Below are 16,130 nucleotides of genomic sequence, written 5' to 3'. Positions count from 1 at the left end.
TGGCACGGCTACAGTCGCGGCATGCGTATCCATGTCGTAGACGCCTTCACCGACCGGCCCTTCGCGGGCAACCCCGCGGGCGTGTGCCTGCTCGATGCCGGGGAGTGGCCGGAAGAATCCTGGATGCAGCAGGTGGCCGCCGAGATGAACCACGCGGAGACCGCCTTCGCACGGCCGCTGCCCGGCGGCGGGGACGCCGACTGGGAGATCCGGTGGTTCACCCCGCTCGTCGAGGTCAATCTGTGCGGCCATGCCACATTGGCCACGGCGCACACCCTGCGGCGGGAACGGGGTGTCGCGGGCGAGGTGCGTTTCCGCAGCCGCGTCAGCGGCATCCTCGGCGCGCACGTGCGGGAGGACGGCAGCATCACCCTGGACTTCCCGGCCGCGCCGAGCACCGAAGTCCCGGTGCCGGACGGCCTCCCGGAAGTCCTGGGGGTGGAGCCGGTGGCCGCGTTCGGCACCGGGGCGCTCGGCGATCTGCTGGCCGTCCTGCCCGACGAGGCCGCCGTCCGGGCCGCGGCCCCGGACCTCGACGCGCTGGCCGACATGACCCGCCGCGAGGATCTGCGCGGTGTCATCATCACGGCCGCGGCGTCCGGTGCCGACTCGGCGTACGACTTCGTCTCCCGTCTCTTCGCACCCGCCGAGGGCATCCCCGAGGACCCGGTGACGGGCAGCGCCCACACCGCACTGGCCCCCTACTGGTCGGCTCTGATCGGCCGGGACCAGCTCACCGGCCTCCAGGTGTCCGCGCGCACCGGGCTGGTCAGGACCGAGGTGCGCGGCGACCGCGTCCACCTCACCGGGCACGCGGTCACCGTCCTCGACGGGACCCTGCACGTCTGACCGGCCGCCCGCCCGGTGCCTCGGGGACGCCGCGCCCCTTCCGGGGCGGCCGGGCAGGAGCCGGCACCGCTGCCGGCGTCCCGACGAGCCCGCTTCGTCGGCGGGCGGGGGCGGGCCGAGCTGTAGGATTCCGGGACACGCGCGGTGGGCGGCGTTCACGCGGCATCGCCTCCGCCGGCGACTGGAGGAGCGGGGGCGGATGGCGCGGCGGCCTACGGTGTACGACGTCGCGGCGCGGGCTGGGGTGTCCATCGCGACGGTGTCGTTCGCGTTCTCCCAGCCGGAACGCGTGCGCAAGCCCACGCTCGACGCGGTACTCGCCGCGGCGGCGGCCCTGGGCTATGTGCCCAACGCCAGCGCGCGCGGGCTGGCGAGAGGCCGCACCGGTGCCATCGGCCTCTACTCGTTCGACTACCTGCTCGAAGTCGGCCCCGCGTCCGCCGAGGCCCCGGTCCCCACGGAGAGTGACGCCCGGCTCTTCCCCCTGTACTCCGACGAGGTGCAGCGAGGAGTGGAGCTGGAGTGCCGCCGGCAGGGGTTCGCGTTGATGCTGGGCGCAGGCGGTCGCAGCGCGCCGCACGTGCCGGGCGTCGTGGACGTCGCGGGCCGCGTGGACGGCCTGATCGCCTTCGCAGGAGTCGCGTCGAGCGAGACGCTGACCCGCATCGCCCGGCGCGTCCCGGTGATCGAACTCGGCGGTGAGACCAGGGTCAAGGGCGCCAGGACGGTCCACGTCGACAACGGCTCCGGCATGCGCGGCCTGGTGGAGCACCTGGTGCGCGAGCACGGCCACCGGCGCTTCGCCTACGTCGGCGAACGGGGCAACGCCGAGTTCACCCAGCGGTTCGACGGCTACGCCGAGGTGCTCACGGCCGCCGGAATCCCGGTGCACGAGCCGCTGGCCAGCAAGCCCGATGCCGAGGCGGCCACCCGCGCCTCGGTGACGCGAGTCCTGGACCGGGGGGAGCTGCCCGATGTCTTCGTGTGCAGCACGGACCAGGAGGCGCTCGTGGTGCTCGACGTGCTGCGCGCGGCCGGCGTCGACGTGCCCGGCCGCGTAGCGGTCACCGGCTACGACGGCATCCTGGCCGCGCGCCTGTCCCGCCCGGCCCTGACCACGGTGCGGCAGCCGATGGAGGCCGTGGGCCGCGTGGCCGTGCGCACACTCGCCGCGCGGATCTCCGGCCGGACCGAACCCGAGCCCGACCCGCTGCCGACGGTCCCCTGGATCCAAGAGAGCTGCGGCTGCCGCCCGCGCGCCTGACCTGCTGCCAACCTCGGTGTCTTCTCTTGACCCCGGAAATCTAAGCGCTTAGATTCTCCCCACCCAGCCGTCACGACGCCGGACGGCGGGGGAGGCCGGCGCGCCACGACCTGGTCACCACCGATGCCGAACCGCGCGCGTCACCGCGGCCCGTGCGGCCCCCGTCGCCGCCGCGCGGCACGCATCGCCCGCGGAGACGGCAGCGGGCCGATCCTTTCGGCCCGACGAAAGCCCGGGGGACGGGGCCCGGCACGTCTTCAACCATTTCGATCGACGGCCGGACCGCGCGCGGCGAGCGGGCCGGCCAGGAGGAGGTGCGCATGCCCGTGTCCCTGGGGAGAACGCGACGGACCCGGATCGCTGTGATCGGTGCGACGGCCGTCGCGCTCCTGGTGGCGGGGTGCGGTGGCTCCGGCGGCGGGGGCGGTTCGACGCCGCCCGACACGCTGGTGGTGCCAGGACAGTCCGGTGACCAGATACGCAACTTCAACCCGTACTCCCCGACCGCGGTCGAGGGGCCGGGGATGATCTTCGAGTCGTTGTTCTACTTCAACCTCGCCGGCCAGGGCGACCCGCAGGAGGTGCTGGGCACCGGCTTCTCGTGGAACGAGGACGGCACCGAGCTGACGATCACCCTCCGGGAGGGCGTGACCTGGTCGGACGGCGAGGACTTCACCGCCGACGACGTCAAGTTCACGTTCGACCTGGTCGCCTCGGGCGGCGTCCCCAACACCATCGGCTTCACCGGGACCACCGAGGTCGTGGACCCCGCCCAGGTCGTGGTGCGTTTCGAGGAGCCGTCCTACATGGACGCCCCGCAACTGCTCGGCAAGACCTGGATCGTGCCCGAACACCTCTGGAGCACGATGGAGGACCCGTCGAGAGACCCGGTGGCGGATCCCGTCGGCACCGGCCCGTACACCCTGGGCGACTTCAAGCCCCAGGCGTTCACCCTCACCGCCAACCCCACGTACTGGGACGGCGAGCCGGCCGTCGCCAACGTGCGGTACGACTCCTTGTCCGGCAACCAGGCGACCACCGACGCGCTGGCGGCGGGGGAGGTCGACATGTTCAGCGGCCCGGTGCCCGACATCGCCAACGTCGAGGAGAACTACCCCGGTTACCAGGTCATCACGGTACCGATGAACCAGATGGTCCTCGACACCTGCGCGAACGCGGACCTCGGCTGCGAGGGACCGCAGACCGACCCGGCGGTGCGCCGGGCGCTCTACTACGCGATGGACCGCGACCAGCTCAACCAGCTCGCCTTCCAGAACACCGCGAGCGCCGTGTCCCCGGGGTTCGCCCTGCCGGAACGGGACGCGGCCTACGTCTCCGGCGCGCTGGAGGAGCCGACGGCCCCGATGTCCGCGGACCTGGACCGCGCGGAGCGGATCCTCACCGACGCCGGGTACACGCGCGGTGGCGACGGCATCCACCAGCGGGACGGCGAACGCCTCGCGCTGACGGTCACCGTCGTCGGCGGCTGGACCGACTACATCACGGCCCTGGGCGTCCTGACCGAGCAGTACGCCCAGGCCGGCATCGAACTGACCGTCTCGCAGTCCTCCTGGAACGAGATGTCGGACGCGCGTGCCCGCGGCGACTACGAGCTGATGATCGACTCCCTCTACCCCGGCCCCGCGCCTGACCCGTACTACATCTACAGCTACTTCTTCGGCTCGCAGAACACCGCGCCCGTCGGCGAGCCCTCCGACACCAACTACGCCCGTTACTCCGACCCGGAGGTCGACGAGGCCATCGAGGCGCTGAGCCGGCTGAATCCCGAGGACACCCAGGCGCGACTGCCGCACTACGACACCATTCAGGCGCGCATCGAGCAGGACATGCCCTACATCCCGATCCTGACCGCGGGCACCAGCACCGAGTTCCACGCCGGCAAGTTCAGCGGCTGGCCCACCGCGGACGATCTCTACGCCTTCCCTGCGACCTGGAGCCGCCCGGACCAGGCGGCGATCTACAAGAGGCTTGAGCCCGTGGCGGAGTGACCACGGGCCCCACGGACGGACGGCCGGTACCGCGACGCGGTACCGGCCGTCTGTCAGGCGGCGCGTGCCGCCGCGAGGGCGCCGGCGGCGGCGGCCAGGGCTTTCTCAAGCCCGGACCTGGCCGCCGCCACCGCGGCCCCGACCTCGGCGTCCGGCCCCTCGGAGCCGGCCGCCGCGTCGAACGCCAGCCAGGCGGCGTACACGCGTCCCGTCACCTCGCCCGGCAGCCGGGCCAGCTCCGCCATCTCCGTGAGGGAGCGGCCCGAGCCCTTCGCCACGCCCCGGAACCAGTCCTGGTACAGGGCCTGCTCGGTGAGGTACCTGCCCAGCAGCGCGTAGGCCGGATGCCCGAGGAACGGGCAGCTCAGCAGGAGCACGACCAGGTTGTGGTGGGTCGAGGCCGTCGGGCGTCGCAGCTCCGGCGGGGGCTCCCACCCCGCGGGTGAGGCGAGAATCCGCCTCAGCTCCGCGAGGTCGTCCTGGTCGTCCGGCACGCTCATCGCCGTCCGCGCCTCCGTCCTCCCGGCGCGTGGCGCCCGTGGTGCCGGATGAACCACGCGGTGGTGTTGTACATCGAATCCGTGGGGATGCCGGGCACGCCCCCTGCGTTCAGGACCTGCGCGCAGTAGGTGATGCAGCTCTGCGTTTCCAGGTCGTAGGCCGGCCACTTGCCTCGGGCCGTCTTCGCCATCGCCACCTCGATGAAGGCGAGCGCGCCCCCGGGGTTCGGCAGCGACACATGCACGTTGAGGATGACCGGTGAAAGCGTCGCGGGGTCGAATTCGGAGACTCCGTTCGTCGGCAGGTTCACACCGCCGAACTGTTCTGTGCGAAGCGTGTCCGTCCCGTCCGTGACGGTGATCAGGGCATGCGCTTGCGGCCTGTCCAGGTGGACGATCGCCTCGCCGCAGTTGTGAACGAGGAGCGGGGTGGTGCCGGCGAGGACGTAGTAGCTGTGGATGTCCTCGACGGTCAGGTCGTGGGTGCGCTGCTGTTCGGTGAAGCGGGTGACGGCCGTGATCTGCACGTGGGTGCCGCTGCTGGTGCGCAGCCACTGGCCCGTGTGCAGCTCGCCCGCCGGGATCCAGTCGTCGAGTGCGGGAACCCAGAACGGGTGGGTGTCGGTCGCGATGATGCGCGACGGGCCGTCCTCGGCGTCGATGGTGAGCTCGGTGAAGTCCTTGTCGTACTCCGTGGTGATGGCCGCGACAGCGGTCTTCGCGACGGTCTCGCCCGTCTCGGGGTCGGTGGCGAGGACGAGGTCGCCCGTCTCCACTTCCTCGATGGGCTTGGTGGTGCCGTCGGCGAGGAGGACCTCGGTGCCGGGCAGGAAGCTGTGGCAGGAGTTGCCGGCGCTGCCCGTGGGGCTGTGCGCACCTCCGCCGCCGCCACCGACGTTGCCTCCGCCTCCGCCGCCACCACCGCCGGACGAGCCGCCGCCACCGCCGCCGCGTGGGCCGCCGCCACCGCCGGAGGAGCCGCCTCCGCCGCCACCACCGCCGGACGAGCCGCCGCCACCGCCACTGCTTTCGGGAGTGCGGTCACCCCTGTTGCCGGACGGGCTCGGGGTGTCGCCACGGGGCTTGATCGACACGGGAAGCTTGCGGGTGGCCAGGCCGATGACGACGTCGAACAGGACGGTTCCGGTCGCCTCCGCGTAGCGGCCCGCCTTGATGTCGTCATAGATGCCCGTGACGTGGTCCCAGGTGCCGGTGGCGGTGTTGACCCACGCCTGGGGGTTGAGGGCGTTCATGTCCCACCAGCTCGTCACGGCGAACTCGCCGGCGCGCATGGCCGCGTCGCCCCAGCAGCCGCTGGCTCCCGAGCGCAGGCACTGGTTGAGCAGTATGTGGTCGCGGTGGGCGGCCTGCGCGGCGGGCGCGATGGACTCCCACGCGGTGTCGCGGAACGCGTTCCAGCCGCGCTGCCACGCGTTTCCGCCGGTGGAGCCGTACCACGAGGGGGTCCAGGCCGGGGCCTTCGGGGTGGAGGGCCTACCGATCGCCTTGCCGGGGGACTTCTTCTTGCCGCCCCTGCCCAGCTTCTTGCTGTAGAGCCCGGTCGGGTCGGAGTAGGTGAGCGGGTTGTTGTGGGCGTAGGCGTAGCCGTTGATCTGCTGCGGGTCGGTCAGGTCCATCAGCGGGTCGGCGGAGATGAACCGGCCGAGCGCCGGGTCGTACTCGCGGGCGCCGAGGCTGACGAGTCCCGTGGTGCCGGTGTCGTCGATGCCGCCGACGAAGCCGCGGCTGCCCGGCCAGGCCGTGTCCGCCTCGCTGTCGCGCGGGCCGCCGAACGGGAGCGTGCGGCGCTGGGTGATCGCCTGCGTGGCGGCGTTCACCGAGAGGTTGCCCGTGCCGTGGTGGTCGGCGAGGTTGAACGACGTCGTGCCGTCCTCGGTGACCACCGCCTGGTGGCCGCCGCCCAGGTCGTAGTAGCGGGTCGCCTCGGCCGTGTCGGCGCCCTCGGGCACGGTGAGTTCGGTGTGGCCGAGGTAGAGCGTAGTGCCGGCGGCGGTCCTGGCGATCAGGCGGGAGCCGTCGGCGCCGTAGAGGTATTCGGCGCCGGTGCCGTCGGCGTTCTCCACCTCGGCGACCCTGCCCTCGGCGTTCCAGGTGAGGGTCTGGGTGTTGCCGTCGAGCTGGCGGGAGACGGTGTTGCCCGCCGCGTCGTAGCCGTACTGCTCAAGCGAGGTGACGCCGGGGGCCTCCTCGGTGACCGAGGTGACGGCGTGCGGCTGGTCCTCCGCGTAGGTGTAGGCGCGGGTGGTGTCCTGCTCGTGGCGGGTCTCGGTGAGCCGGTTGCCGACCAGGTCGTAGGTGTACTCGTGGTGGTACGGCTCGGGGCCGCCGACGCTCGCGGCCGATCCGCTCGCGGCGCACTCCGTGACCGCCTGGGTCCACGCCTCGGTGAGCCGGCGCAGGTGGTCGTAGGTGAAGCACTGCACGTCGGTGCCGGTGCGGGAGACGTCCGCCACGGCCAGGACGTTGCCCGCCGGGTCGTAGCGGAACGTCTCGTGGCGGTCGACGCCGAGCTGGTCCTGGCGCTCCACGCGCGAGGTGAGCAGCCGCCGGGTGCCGTGCTCGTACGTGTGGGTGGCCGTGACCTCGGGGCCGTCGTCGGCGGAGAAGACGTACCGCAGCGGCTTGCCGGTGAGGCTGTAGGTGGCGTCGGAGGACAGGCCGGAGAAGGTGGAGACCGTCAGCGGCCGGAGCGTTCCGTCCTCGTAGGCGAAGGACACGGTGTCCGCGGGCAGCCCGCCCGCGGCCGGCAGGCCGACGGAGCCGACCGCCCCTGACGCCTCGTACCGCGCCGTGGAGGTGTACGTCCCGGCGAGAGCGCCCTCGGACTCGGGGATGGTGATGGCCGTGCGCAGCGGCCGGTTGAGCACGTCGACGGCGAGCGTCTCCGAGACGTACGCCTCCCCGTTCTCCCAGCGGATCGCCTTGGCGGTCAGGCCCTTGGCGCCCGGCAGGGTGTCGTGCAGCCACTCGGCGCGCAGCGGGCCGTCGGGGCCGCCCTCCCGCATCTCGGTGACGCGCCCGAGGCCGTCGTAGGCCGCCGCGAGGGTGACGCCGCGGCCGTTGGTGGTCGAGGTGGTCTGGGCTCGGTCGTCGAAGACGTGGGTGGTGGTGCCCGTGTCCGGGTCCGTGGTGGAGACCATCCGGCCGAGCTGGTCGTACCGGTATGTCCACTCGTTGCCGGCCGGGTCGGTGACGGACGCGAGTTCACCGCGCGGGGTGTAGGTGTAGCGAGTGGTGTCGAACGGCGCGTCGGCGGACGGGCTGTGGTGCTCGCGCAGCTCGGTGAGCCGGCCGTGGGCGTCCATCAGGCCCGTGGTGGCCGTGCCGCCCGCGGGCGGGACGGTGGTGACGCGGTCGCCGTCGTAGTGGGTGCGGGTGACGGACAGTTCGCGCCCGCCGTCGCCGTCCCCGGCCATCAGCCTGGTCTCGGTCTCGCGGCCCAGGGCGTCGAAGCGGTGCCGGGTCTGCGTCTCGACGGCGGATTCCTCGGCGGGCAGGAACAGCGCGTGGCCCGGCGCGCCCTCGGCGTAGTAGGCGGCGAAGGTCTTGGTGGTCAGGCCCCGCTCGTCGTAGAACGTGTCGGTGAGCAGGCGTCCGCCGTCGGGCCCTGGCGTCTGGGTCTGGCGCGGGCGCATCAGGCCGTCGTAGATGGTCCAGGAGGTGTCCTGCCGGCCGCGGTTGCCGATCACGGAGGAGCTGATCGCGACGGGCTCGTTCTCCACGATCCGGTAGTCGAACGCGTAGCTCGGCGTCGCGCTCGTGCGCCGGTCGGGCATCCAGACCGCGGTGTTGCGGCCGAGCGCGTCGTAGGCGTAGGTGGTGGTGGCGCCGTTGGGGTCGATGGTGCGCTGCGGCTGGCCGCGCGGGATGTCGTTGACGGTGGTCTCGGTCAGGGCGCTCGCCGGGTCGCCCGGCGTGGCCGGTGGCGAGGTGGTGCGGATGGTGGTCGCGAAGCCGGTGGCCGGGGAGTACGAGGTGGTGGCGGTCCGCCCGTCGTCGCGGGGCGTGCGCTGCACCCTGGCCGCGCCGGTGCCGTCGCCTGGGACGGTGAGGTCGGCGGTGAGGTCGGTCTCGGACAGCTGGCGGCCGTAGCGGTCGAAGGTGGCGCCGGACTCCAGGTAGGTGCCGGTGGTTCCGTCGTGCTCCTTGAGGACGGCGGTCGCGGTGGCCGCGCCGTACCGCGGCGCCGCCCCGTAGTCCCTGCCGTCGTAGGCGAACCGGGTGGCGCCCAGCACGTCGGTGGCGCGGTCCGGGGTGGCCGAGCAGCCGACCGCGACCTGCTCCTCGTGGGCGATGAGGCCGCGGATGTTCCTGTCGTCGACGGCCGCGTAGGTGATGCGGGTGCACTTCTCGTCGCCGGCGACGGAGGTGTCGCCGAGGTCGTCGACGCGGATGACGTCGCCGGTGTCCGGATTGAACGCGGTGCGCTGCTCGGTGACCCGCCACCGTTCCGCGGAGCCCTCGCTGAGCGAACTCCACGACGTCTGCCGGGACGTTCCGGTGAAGTGCGCGGCGATGGTGCCCCAGTCGCGCTCGTCGCGGGCGGTCTCCTGGCGCCAGGGCCGGGAGACGGTCCTGGAGACGGGCGAGCCGTCGGTGCCGTCGAAGATCACGGTCTTGTACGGGAAGCCGGCGTGCGCGGCGTGGTCGGTGATCGGGTCGCCCTCGCCGGCGCCGAGGGCGACGCTGACGGACTTGGTGCCGCCGTCCTCCTCGCGCCGGTCGCCGTGCATGCCGCGCAGGAAGTAGGTGTCCTCCTGGGAGATCGAGGAGTCCTGCCCGCCTTCGAGGACGCGGACGTGGCCGTAGCCGCGCCACTGGGACCAGGTCTTCTCCTCCTCGGGGACCAGGCCGTTGTCGTCGTCGTAGTGCCAGGCGGCGTCACCGAGGTAGCGGTAGCGCGTGACCTGGTTCGGCGAGCCGCCGGTGCGGTCGGTCACGGTGACGTCGGTGACGACGTACTTGTTGAACCACTGGAGGTCGGGGTCGTGCTCGGGGCCGCCCGCGAGGTACTGGGGGAAGCAGCGCGTGGTGTTGGACTCGGGCCTCGGCAGGTCGCCCGCGGTGCAGGCGGGGGCGGAGAAGCCGGCGTTGATCTGGCCGCCGAGTTCGTCGACGACTTGCGAGAGCCGCGCCTTGACGAACGGGGCGTAGCCGTCGCCCGTTTCGTCGAGGCGGTTGGCGAGCTGGGTGTAGTCGAGCCGGGTCCACGGCAGGGAGATGGGCTCGTCACCGGTGTGGCCGGTGTGGCGGATGCCGTCCAGCAGGAGCTGGTAGTCGGCGTCCGCGGTGCCCCAGTGGTGGGTCAGCTCCCAGGAGTCGACCTTCTGGTAGGCGCTGCCGACGCGGACCTCGGTGGTGACGCCGGTGAGGCGCTTGGTGGTCCAGAACGTCGGTGAGAAACGCCCCGCGTCGCACTCCTCGCCCGCGTCGCAGTTGAGGTCCCAGGGGGTGTCGTACCAGTGGTACGGGTCCTCCTCGATGTCGGAGCAGTCGGCGCCGTCACCGGGCAGGCAGCGGTCCTCGTTGGTGAAGCGCACCCGGGCGAGCGGGACGCCCCCGGCCACGTCGTCCTCGTTCAGGCCGTACTCGATGCGGTCGAGGGTGCCGCCGCGGGTGTACCGGGTGTCGTCCTCGGCTTCGAGGAAGCGGCCGTAGGAGTTCCGTTCCCGGTCGTAGTAGTAGGCCATGGCGTTGCCGCGCACGTCCACGACGTAGTCGAGGTTCCAGCGCCAGCCCTGCTGGCACCAGGCGTCCTCGGTGGCGGAGGCGTGGCAGGGCTCGCCGCTGTTGTTGCCGTAGACCGGGACGGTCCAGGTGGAGTCGGTGGTCTCGTCCCCTTCGGTCCAGCCGGGGAGGCGGTGGTAGCCGAAGTAGTACTGGGTGCCGGCGGTGTCGGTGACGCGCCAGTACTCGTTGTTGTTGTCGCCGTTGGCGCGCGCGGAGCCGGTCAGGCGCTCGATGCGGGTGCCGTTGTCCTGGCGCAGCCGCCAGGTGTTCGCGCCGTCGGGTACGAGCTCGCCCGACATGCCGTTGAGGGAGATGAACGCGTTGTCGTACTCCCAGCACAGGTCGCCGACGTTCTGGTCGTGCTCGTTCTGCACCTCGTCGTAGCCGCACGAGGTGTAGGCGCGTTCGATGTAGCCGGGCCACATCTGGAAGCCGTCACCGGCCCAGGAGCCCTGGTTGTTGGTCGAGGAGGTGCGGCCGTCGACGCCGCCCGCGGAGTACGACAGGCCGAGCGTCGGCAGCAGGCCGCCGGGGACCGCGGGGGCCGGCATGTCGTAGGACCAGGTGAAGTCGCCGGAGTTGAGGTCGGCGCCCCAGGTGGAGGCCGCGGAGAGTTCGGTGGCGGCGAAGTCGCCGCGCTCGCTGCCCTCTTCCGAGACGGCGGCGAGAACGGTCGCCGTGCCGGCGGTGAGGGTGATGCCGTCCGCGGTGAGGGTGCCGTTCTCGGTGTCGTTGGTGAAGTCCACCGGGGCGGGGGTGCGGCACGCGGCGTCCCCCGGGGTCTCCAGGGCGCAGGCCGGCAGTTCGGCCAGGCCGAGCCTGGCGCCGAAGCCGCCGCCGAACGCTCCGGCGAAGTCCGAGTAGTCGAGTTCCACCTCGGCGGTGGGCGCCTCCTCCGCGGGTGTCTCGCCTGCGGGCGTCTCCCCGGCGGGCGGGTCCGCGGCGGGGGCGTCGGCCGGCTCCGGTGCGTCCGCCCTCTCGGGGGCGCCGGAAGCCGTGCTCTCCTCCGGGCGGATCACCACGACGGGTCCCGCGGCGCCCACGGCCCGGCCGGCCTCCGCGTCCAGCAGCGTGACCTCGGCCGTCAGGCCCGGAGCGTCGGCGGCCAGGGCGACGGGGAGGCCGGCGACGGGCTCGGGCGCGCCGGCCGTGCCGTGGCCGGCGAGGTCGACGACGGCCGTCTCGGCCTCCGGCCAGGCCGCCACCGGGGTCGGGGGCGCCGGCCGCCGGGCGGGCGGCGCGTCCGCGACGGCCGCGGCCTCCCCGGCGACGGGGCGTTCGCTGTCGGGCAGGGGGGACGTCCCGTCGTCGAACTCCTCCCGGAATCCGCTGGCCGTGAGGAGGGTGGCGGCCATCACGGTGGCCAGGACGAGCGCCAGGTGGGCGCGCAGCCGTGCGGTGGCGCGCCAGCGCCGTGCCGGGGGTCTCATGCCGCCTCGTGTCCCTTTCTGGACGGATGGCTGACGGTGGGGGTCGCGCGGTGCCGCGCCGGCGGGGGTCATCCGGCGCTCGGGACCTCGGTGGGCAGGCCGGGCTGGCCCACGGCGAGATGGCGCACCTGCTGCTCGGTGAGGGCGCCCCGGAAGACCCACAGGTCGTCCACGCCGCCGGGCCAGTGGCCGCCCCAGGCGCCCTCGCGCAGGGTCCGGCCCACTTCGAAGGAGCCCGTGGCCTCGAAGGTCAGGACGTTCTCCGCCCACGAGCCGCCGTCCTGGGTCTCCTCCAGGACGCCGTTGACCCACAGCCGGGCCTCGTTGGCGTATCCGTCGTAGACGAGGGCGATGTGGTTCCAGTCGCGCACGTCGTGGAAGAGCCGGCTGCCGACGCGGACTTCGGTGGCCCCGGCGGCGTCCTCACCGCTGAGGACCGCCTGCCACGTTCCCCAGCCGGTCTCCTCCGGGTCGGGCACGAAGTCGATGCTGAAGGCGCTGCGTTGGCTGCCGGTGGCGCTGACCAGCGACACCTCATCCCCGGGCGCGGCGGCTGCCCGCGCCCAGCCGCTGACGGTGAAGCTGCCCGAGGTGTCGGCGGGCACGGCGCCGGCGGCGTGGCCGGTGAGGCCGTCGAGTTCGAGGGCGCCCGAGTCGACCCAGCCGCCGCCGATGGCGGCGCCGCCGGCCAGGGTGAGCGGGTTGCCGTGCTCGGAGGCGTCCGGCGTGGTGGTGCCCGCTTCCTCGAACATCCAGCGGCCCGCGACCTGGGGCGTCTGCTGGAACAGCTGGCTCGCCTCGGGCGCGGTGACCACCCGGTCCCACACCCGCACCTCGGCGATGTCGCCGGAGAAGAACGCCCCCTGCGTGCCGCCGTACTGCCCGGCGCCGATCTGGACCGGGCCGCGGGCGTGCCAGCCCACGTGGTCGGTGCGGCCGGCCTCGCGGCCGTTGACGTAGAGCGTCAGCGTGTCCCGCGTGGCGTCGTGCACGCCCAGCAGGTGGGTCCATTCGCCGTCGCGGGCGGTGGTGCCGCTCGGCTGGATGGCGCGGACGGGCGTGGCGCCGGCGCTGTCGGCGGAGTACTGGTTGAACGCCCAGCGGTCGTAGGAGCGGGAGTAGTACAGCTCGAAGCCGGGCTGCTGGTCGGAGACCTGGGTGGCGATGATGCCGGCGCCGGTGGCGCCTGACTTGTCGAGCCGGGCCCAGGCGGACACCGCGAAGCTGCGGTCGGTGCGCACGACGCCCGATGAGGTGGTGGCCACCCCGTCGGTGCCGTCGAAGCGGGCGGCGGTCGAACGCGGGCCCTCCACGCCGGGGGTGACCCCGCCGGAGATGGCGGCGGGCACCACGTCCCCCGCGCCCGACACGGCCGTGGCGTCGGCCGGCTCGTCCAGGGCGAACAGGGCGGTGGCGGGCCGGCCCGGTGCCTCCCGGATGCGTTCGCCGGCGGCGAGCCTGGCGATGTCGGGGTCGCCCTCGCGGAAGAAGCCGCCGTAGACCTGGACCTCGTCGATGGTGCCGGGGAAGAACGACGCGACCTCGGAGCCGTACTTTCCGGCGCCCAGCAGCATCGGCCCCCGGGCGTCCCAGGCCCCGGTGTGGGCGAGCGACCCGGCGAAGGCGCCGTCGACCCACAGGCGCAGGGCGCTGCCGTCGTAGGAGCCGAGCAGGTGGGTCCACTCTCCCGGCACGACCTCCACGTCATCGGCGACGACGCGGGCCTGCCGGTCCTCGTCCGGGGCGTCGGCGCGGTACTGGCCGAGGGCCCAGGCGTCCTGCGCGGCCGAGTAGGAGAGCTCCAACCCGGGCCGGTGCCTGCCGGTCTGCGCCGCCACGACCGCGTCCGCCTCCGGCGTGCGGTCGAGCCTGGCCCACGCCGAGACGATGTAGACGCCGCCGGTCTCGACCACCGTCGTGTCGGTGGCGGCGTGGCCGGTCGCGCCGTCGAGCCACAGCCCCTGGCCGAACGCCCCTTCGGCGCCCGGGCGCGCGTCGCCCGCCAGCCGTGCGGCCCGCTCGGCCGCGGTGGCCTCGAACCGGGTCGCGCCGCTGCCCTCGTCCATGGCCCAGGTGGCCCGCGGCCCCGGGCCGCTGCCGACCCGGAAGGTGTAGGTGCGGGTCTCCGAGGCGTTGCCCGCCCGGTCGATGGCCTGGGCGGTGACGAAGTGCACCCCGGGCTGCTCCGGCAGGACCTCGAACGCGGCCGGTGCGCCGGCGGGCGCCGTGACCTCGTTTCCGGGCCGCGGGTCGCCGTTGACGCCGAACCGGTAGCGGGTCACGCCGGGTTCGTCGGAATGGGCCGTGAAGGTGCCGTACCGGCCCACGCCGTCGTGCCAGGGGTCGTCCGGGTCGGCGGGGTCGGAGGCCGGGTAGTGGGCGGAGTCGATGACGGGTGCCTCGGGCACGGAGGTGTCGTAGGTGAAGTAGCAGGCCGTGGCCGAGCCGCCGGAGGACCAGGGGCTGTAGTCGTGCCCGTCGTACACCCGGGCGTGCCAGTGCAGCGGCACGTCCGTCGGCAGGTTGGCGGGGAGGGCGGCGGAGAAGGCGGAGCCGGACTTCTTGGCCGTGCTCAGGCCCGAGGTCCACAGCACGGTGGCGCCGTTCTTGACCTGGAACTGGACGCGGACGTTGTCGCCGTCGGGGTCGGTGACGTTGGCTGCGCTGATCTGGCCGAGGGTGCGCACGTGCACCGGCTGGGCCGGCGCCTTGCAGGTGCCGCCGTACTCCATCGTCAGCCGGGACATGGGGATCTGCTGCGGCGGGCGGTTGTACTCCACCCGCAGGTGGGCGGCGGAACCGAAGCGCTTCCAGTGGTTCGGGTTGGTCTCGTTGCTCGCCCGCAGCCCGAAGGTGAGGGTGGACTGCCTGGCGTCGGCCGCGGTCTGCACCGCGCCGGTGATCGGGAACTCGGCGTCGCCCGCCGGCTTGCAGTGGTCCTGCGAACCGCCGTAGTTGAAGCCCTCGGTGCGCAGCCGCTCGATCCAGAAGCCGGAGGCCGCCTGGGTGTTCCAGGTCGTGTTGGAGCTGATGCCCTTGGTGCGCCAGAGCTGGACGGCGTGGTCGGAGCACTGGGCCGAGAAGACGTTGCGCACGGTGAACTCGGCGCTCAGCACGTTGGTGCCGGCGAAGCGCGAGGTGTCGATCCGGTAGAAGAGGCGCTTGACCTCGCCGGACGGGCAGCCGTACCAGCCGGTGCAGTTGCCGACGCCCTCGTCGGACTTGCCGTTGAACTTCCAGTACGAGGTGCCCCGGTAGGTCTTGGAGGCCATGGTCCACGCCGAGGACCTGGGCGAGTGCCACTGCGGGTCGATGTAGACGGGGTAACGGGTCGCGTCGTCGTGGAGCAGGCCGGGGTCGGGCGTGAGGACCAGCGCGTCGTCGCCCTCGGGCACCTCGACACCGGTCCTGGCCACGCGGGACGCCTCGGTGGGGCCTTCCGCGGGGTCGCCGGCTGGGTCGCCCGTGGGGGCGTCGGCCTCGTCGTCGGCGGCGAGGGCGGCGGCGGTCCTCGCGGTCGCGGGCGCCTCCTCCGGCTCGCCCGAGTCCCACATCAGCGGGGCGGGCGCGGTGAAGACCGCGCCGCCGCTTCCCTCGTCCACGGCCTCCAGGGCGCCCTCGTCCGTCACCGAGACGTCCAGGCCCTCCGCGCGCATCCCGAAGCGCAGCTCGGCGACCTCGGGGCGGGCCGCCGCCTCGGGCGTCCTGACGACGAGCAGGGAGAGGAAACCGTCGGGCACCGCGGTCATGCGCAGGTCGACGTCCGGCAGCACCTCGGGGTACGTGGCGACAGGGCCTTCGAGGGTGGGAACGGGCAGCTCGCCCGGCCAGGTGAGGGCGAGTTCCCTGCCGTGGCGCACCATGCGCACCAGGTCGTCGTCCCCACCGCCGGAGAAGGACAGCTCGACGGTGGCGGCGCGGGGGCCGACCGTCCCGTCGGGCCGGGGCGCGAGGTCGTGGTCGACGGCCTGCCAGGCGCCGTCCACCCGCGTCCAGCGCGGGCTGAGGTACTCGCGTGCCTCCAGGGTGCCGGCGGGAGTGGCGAACACCTCGCTGGTCTCGCCGCGCAGCTCCATGACCTCGACCGGCTCACCCGACTCCGCGGCCAGTTCGAGCGCCTCCGCCTCGGCGGAGGCGGGCTCGGGCTCCGGGTCCCAGGGCGCGGTGTGCGCGGCCCCGGATCCGGTGCCGTCCTCCGCGGCGGGCGTTCGCGCCGCGGCCGGTCCGGCCGGGGCGAGCCCCGCCCACACCGCGACGGCCAGAACCGCCGCCGTCCATCCTCGCCACCGTGCCGACCGTGTCCGCCGCGGTCTCGCCGTCCGACGCC

6 protein-coding genes are annotated in these 16,130 nt (G+C 73.3%); 3 read left to right on the top strand and 3 right to left on the bottom strand.

What is annotated here, in order from left to right; genetic code table 11:
• Positions 1-21 precede the first annotated feature (21 nt).
• The 3 genes from LC193_RS00765 to LC193_RS00755 all read left to right on the top strand — a co-directional run bounded on the left by LC193_RS00765 (position 22) and on the right by LC193_RS00755 (position 4,122).
• The gene (locus LC193_RS00765) at positions 22-849 is read left to right on the top strand and encodes a PhzF family phenazine biosynthesis protein (RefSeq protein ID WP_226070285.1); all 828 of its coding nucleotides are present in this window, start codon (positions 22-24) and stop codon (positions 847-849) included.
• 199 nt (positions 850-1,048) lie between these two features.
• Positions 1,049-2,113, top strand: coding sequence for a LacI family DNA-binding transcriptional regulator (locus LC193_RS00760; RefSeq protein WP_226070283.1), 1,065 nt, complete (start codon positions 1,049-1,051; stop codon positions 2,111-2,113).
• A 320-nt stretch (positions 2,114-2,433) separates the two neighbouring features.
• Positions 2,434-4,122: an ABC transporter substrate-binding protein gene (locus LC193_RS00755; RefSeq protein WP_226070282.1), complete on the top strand. Its 1,689-nt coding sequence runs from the start codon at positions 2,434-2,436 to the stop codon at positions 4,120-4,122.
• A 53-nt stretch (positions 4,123-4,175) separates the two neighbouring features.
• Here the strand turns inward: LC193_RS00755 and LC193_RS00750 are convergent, their stop codons facing one another.
• From LC193_RS00750 to LC193_RS00740, 3 genes are all read right to left on the bottom strand, one after another.
• Positions 4,176-4,622, bottom strand: coding sequence for a hypothetical protein (locus LC193_RS00750; RefSeq protein ID WP_226070280.1), 447 nt, complete (start codon positions 4,620-4,622; stop codon positions 4,176-4,178).
• Positions 4,619-11,803 (bottom strand): RHS repeat-associated core domain-containing protein, encoded by a 7,185-nt coding sequence (locus tag LC193_RS00745; protein ID WP_226070272.1) that lies wholly within the window; start codon positions 11,801-11,803, stop codon positions 4,619-4,621. Before LC193_RS00745 ends, LC193_RS00750 begins: the two co-directional genes overlap by 4 nt.
• A 68-nt stretch (positions 11,804-11,871) precedes the next feature.
• Entirely contained in the window at positions 11,872-16,053 is a 4,182-nt protein-coding gene (locus LC193_RS00740; protein WP_318842115.1) for a LamG-like jellyroll fold domain-containing protein, read from the bottom strand.
• Positions 16,054-16,130: the final 77 nt, after the last annotated feature.

The sequence above is a fragment of the Streptomyces marincola genome (assembly GCF_020410765.1).
GTDB classification, from domain to species: domain Bacteria; phylum Actinomycetota; class Actinomycetes; order Streptomycetales; family Streptomycetaceae; genus Streptomyces; species Streptomyces marincola.
The sequence above is the reverse complement of the archived record's forward strand: the minus strand, read 5'-3'. Positions and strand labels throughout refer to the sequence as shown.